Source organism: Xanthomonas sp. LMG 12460 (genome assembly GCF_009192895.1).
GTDB lineage: Bacteria > Pseudomonadota > Gammaproteobacteria > Xanthomonadales > Xanthomonadaceae > Xanthomonas_A > Xanthomonas_A sontii.
Genome location: NZ_NKUH01000142.1, coordinates 1 through 4,038 on the forward strand (window position 1 = coordinate 1; position 4,038 = coordinate 4,038).

The 4,038-nt window shown below is 68.4% G+C and carries 3 protein-coding genes; 1 reads left to right on the forward strand and 2 read right to left on the reverse strand.

What is annotated here, in order from left to right:
- Positions 1–167: 167 nt before the first annotated feature.
- A complete protein-coding gene (locus CEK66_RS19900) occupies positions 168–1,601 on the reverse strand; it encodes an amino acid permease (RefSeq protein ID WP_010341826.1) in 1,434 nt (477 codons plus the stop codon).
- Positions 1,602–1,686: 85 nt separating this feature from the next.
- On the reverse strand, positions 1,687–3,159 hold the full coding sequence (locus tag CEK66_RS19905; protein WP_017909123.1) for an amino acid permease: 1,473 nt from the start codon (positions 3,157–3,159) through the stop codon (positions 1,687–1,689).
- Between the two features lie 169 nt (positions 3,160–3,328).
- Between CEK66_RS19905 and CEK66_RS19910 the strand changes: the two genes are divergently transcribed.
- Positions 3,329–3,910 carry an NUDIX hydrolase gene (locus CEK66_RS19910; RefSeq protein ID WP_152238043.1) on the forward strand — a complete coding sequence of 194 codons (582 nt, stop codon included), beginning with the start codon at positions 3,329–3,331 and terminating at the stop codon, positions 3,908–3,910.
- Positions 3,911–4,038 lie beyond the last annotated feature (128 nt).

Consider the following 4,038-nt stretch of genomic DNA (forward strand, 5'->3'; position numbering starts at 1 on the left):
CCCGGGGGGAGAGGGGCTTTGGCTTCTCCCTTCTCCCGTCGGGAGAAGGTGCCCCGCAGGGGCGGATGAGGGTACGGGCGAAGCCACGTGTCGCCAGCTGGGTGCAGCACTTCGCGCGCCGGACCCTCACCCCAACCCCTCTCCCGGAGGGAGAGGGGCTTTATGGCTCAGCCTTGGCTGCCGCGCAGGCGGCTGTGGCGGTAGCCGTAGCCGAAGTAGATCGCCAGGCCGATCACCGTCCAGCCGGCCATCAGCATCCAGTTGTGCGCGGTCATCGCCGACAGCAGCGCCAGGCAGCTGAGCACGCCGGCGATGCAGATCGGCCACGCAAACGGGATGCGGAACGGGCGCGGCAGGTCCGGCTGGGTGCGGCGCAGGATCAGCACGCCGGCGCAGACCGCGGCGAAGGCGATCAGGGTGCCCATCGAGGTCAGTTCGCCCAGCACGTCCAGCGGGAACAGCGCCGCCAGCAGGGCGATGCCGATGCCGGTGATCACCGTGTTGACGTGCGGGGTGCGGTAGGTCGGGTGGATCTTGGTGAACACCGGCGGCAGCAGGCCGTCGCGGGCGATGATCATGAAGATGCGCGGTTGGCCGATGATCATCACCAGCACCACCGAGGACAGGCCGATCAGCGCGCCGACCTCCACCACCACGCGCAGCCAGCCCAGTTGCGGATGCGCGGCGACCGCGGTCACCACCGGCTCGTCGGTGCCCAGTTGCGCGAACGGCACCAGCCCGGTCATCACCGCGGCCATGGCGATGTACAGCACGGTGCAGATCACCAGCGACAGGATCATGCCGATCGGCAGGTCGCGCTGCGGCCGGTGCGATTCCTGCGCCGCCACCGACACCGCCTCGAAGCCGATGTAGGCGAAGAACACCATCGCCGCGCCACGCAGCACGCCATCCATGCCGTACTTGCCCGGGCCTTCGTTGGCGGGGATGAACGGGTGCCAGTTGGCCGGGTCCACGTACTTCCAGCCGGCGGCGATGACCAGCACGATCAGGCCGCTCTTCAGCACCACCATCGCCATGTTCATCGCCGAGGACTTGCGGATGCCGACGTAGCACAGCCAGGTCAGCAGCAGCACGATGCCGGCGGCAGGCAGGTTGGCGATCGCGCCGGTGGGCTGCAGCTTGCCGTCCAGCGGCGCGTTGACCAGTGCCGCGGGCAGATGGATGTTGAAGTGGTCGAGCAGGCTCAGGAAATAGCCGGTCCAGCTGACCGCCACCGCCGAGGCCGACACGCCGTACTCCAGCACCAGCATCCAGCCGATGAACCAGGCCGCCAATTCGCCGAAGGTGGCGTAGGTGTAGGTGTAGGCGCTGCCGGAGACCGGCACCATCGCCGCGAACTCGGCGTAGGCCAGCGCGCAGAACGCGCAGCACACCGCGGCCAGCACGAACGAGAGCATGATCGCAGGCCCGGCGTGGTTGGCCGCGGCCTGCCCGGTGATGACGAAGATGCCGCCGCCGATCACCGCGCCGATGCCCAGCGCGGTCAGGCCCCAGGGGCCCAGCGCGCGTTGCAGGCCTAGCCCGCCGGCGTCCTCGTGGCTGGCATGGGGGTGTTTGGTGGCCAAGAGTTGTTTGAGCATCGAGCGGTTCCAGCCGGGCGCGGCGTGCGAGGAAGAGGGGGCGAACGCGAAGACCGGCGCGGACGCCGGTCTTCGGGGGAGCGGGTCAGGCCTTGGCGGCCAGGCGGCTGTTGCGGATGCCGTAGAAGAAGTAGATGCACAGGCCGATCAGGGTCCAGCCGACGAACACCTTCCAGTGTTCCTGGAATGCCTGGAAGAACAGGCCCACGCAGAACAGCGCGCCCAGCGGGCACACCGCCCAGAACAGCGGCACCCGGAACGGACGCGGCAGATCCGGACGGGTGAAGCGCAGCACCATCACGCCGACGCACACCGTGGCGAAGGCCAGCAGGGTGCCCATCGACACCAGTTCGCCCAGCACGTCCAGCGGAATCAGTCCGGCCAGCAGCGCAGCGAGCACGCCGACCACCACGGTGCCGACGTAGGGGGTGTGGAAACGGCGATGGACCTTGCCGAACAGCTTCGGCAGCAGGCCGTCGCGCGCCATGGTGTAGAAGATGCGCGGCTGCGCCATCAGCATCACCAGCACCACCGAGGACAGGCCGGCGATGGCGCCGATCTCGACGAAGGTCTTCAGCCAGGCCAGCTGCGGATAGTGCTCCAGCGCAGTGGCCACCGGCTTGGCGGTGCCGAGCTGGGTGTAGGGCAGCAGGCCGGTCAGCACCGCGCAGACGATGATGTAGATGACGGTGCAGATGGCCAGCGACACCAGGATGCCGATCGGCATGTTCTTCTGCGGGTCCTTGGTCTCGCCGGCGGAGGTGGAGACCGCATCGAAGCCGATATAGGAGAAGAACACGATGGAGGCGGCGCGGAAGATGCCGCTCCAGCCGAACTCGCCCGGGCCGGTGTTCTCGGGGATGAACGGATGCCAGTTGTCCGGGTTGATGTAGAAGATGCCGACGCCGACGAAAAGGCAGATCACCAGCACCTTGATCGCCACCACGATGGCGTTGACGAAGGCCGATTGAGTGACGCCGACGTAGCACAGCGTGCTGACCGCGGCCACGATCAGCACCGCCGGCAGGTTGACGAGGTTGCCCGAGGCGACGAAGGCGTGGCCGGTCCAGGTCAGCGGCGCGCTGGCCAGTTCCGCGGGGAAGGGCAGGCCGAGGGTGCCGGTGACGAAGCTGATCAGATAGGCCGACCAGCCCACCGCGACGCTGGAGCCGGCGAACAGGTATTCCAGCACCAGGCACCAGCCGATGAACCAGGCCACGCCTTCGCCGAGCGTGGCGTAGGAATACGAGTAGGCGCTGCCCGAGACCGGCAGCATCGCCGCGAACTCGGCGTAGCACAGGCCGGCGAAGGCGCAGGCCAGGCCGGCGAACACGAACGAAAGCATCACCGCCGGGCCGGCATGATTGGCCGCAGCCTGGCCGGTGAGCACGAAGATGCCGGCGCCGATCACCGCGCCGATGCCGAGCAGGATCAGGTGTCTGGCGGTGAGGGTGCGTTTGAGGGTGGCTTCGCCCTCCAGACTGCCTTCGAACGGTTCGCCGGCATCGACGTGACCGGCCGGTTCGATCGGCTTGACCCTCAGCAAAGACTTGAGCATTCGGTGCATCCCCAGGTGGCGGTACGGGGCAAGCGGCCCCGGCAATGGCGAAGCGCCGGGCCCGCAGCGGGCGACGCAAGCGTCGTACCATGCCAAAGCCGGCCGGCCGCCACAAGCCGCGCTGCACCGTGGACGGCGATAATGGCCGTCCCCGAACGCGAGAACGCCGATGCCGGAGTCGTCCCTACGCCAGCAGTTGCAGGCCCATGCCCGGCAGTGTCCGGATCAGGCCGAGGTCGCCGCGCAGTTCCTGGCCTTGCTCGACGATGCCGCCGATCCGTTCGTGCGCGCCCGCCTGGACGGCCATTTCACCGGCTCGGCCTGGCTGGTCAGCGCCGACGGCACGCGCACCTTGCTGACCCATCACCGCAAGCTGCAGCGCTGGCTGCAACTGGGCGGCCACGCCGACGGCGACCGCGATCTGGCGCGGGTGGCCTTGAAGGAGGCCGAGGAAGAATCCGGGCTGCCCGGCCTGGCACTGGAGGATGGCGCGATCTTCGACCTGGACCGGCACTGGATTCCCGCCCGCGGCGAGGTGCCGGGGCACTGGCATTACGACGCACGCTACGTGGTCCGCGCCGGTGCGGACGAAGCCTTCGCGGTCAGCGAAGAATCGCTGGCGTTGGCCTGGCGCCCGATTGCCGAATTGCTGGATGAAGCGGACCTGGATCCGTCGCTGCGGCGCATGGCGCAGAAGTGGTTGCAGCGCAGCGCATCAGCCCCTCTCCCCCCGGGAGAGGGGTTGGGGTGAGGGTGCGGACGCGAAGCGCTGCACCAATCTGGCAACACGAGGCTTCGCCCGTACCCTCATCCGCCCCTTCGGGGCACCTTCTCCCAAAGGGAGAAGGGAGAAGCTAAAGCCCCTCCCCCCTCGGGAGA

Bases quoted from the DNA above. Each gene is read 5' to 3' on its own strand.
- CEK66_RS19905 (WP_017909123.1), bottom strand. From the start codon at position 3,159: ATGCTCAAGTCTTTGCTGAGGGTCAAGCCGATCGAACCGGCCGGTCAC.
- CEK66_RS19910 (WP_152238043.1), top strand. From the start codon at position 3,329: ATGCCGGAGTCGTCCCTACGCCAGCAGTTGCAGGCCCATGCCCGGCAG.
- CEK66_RS19900 (WP_010341826.1), bottom strand. From the start codon at position 1,601: ATGCTCAAACAACTCTTGGCCACCAAACACCCCCATGCCAGCCACGAG.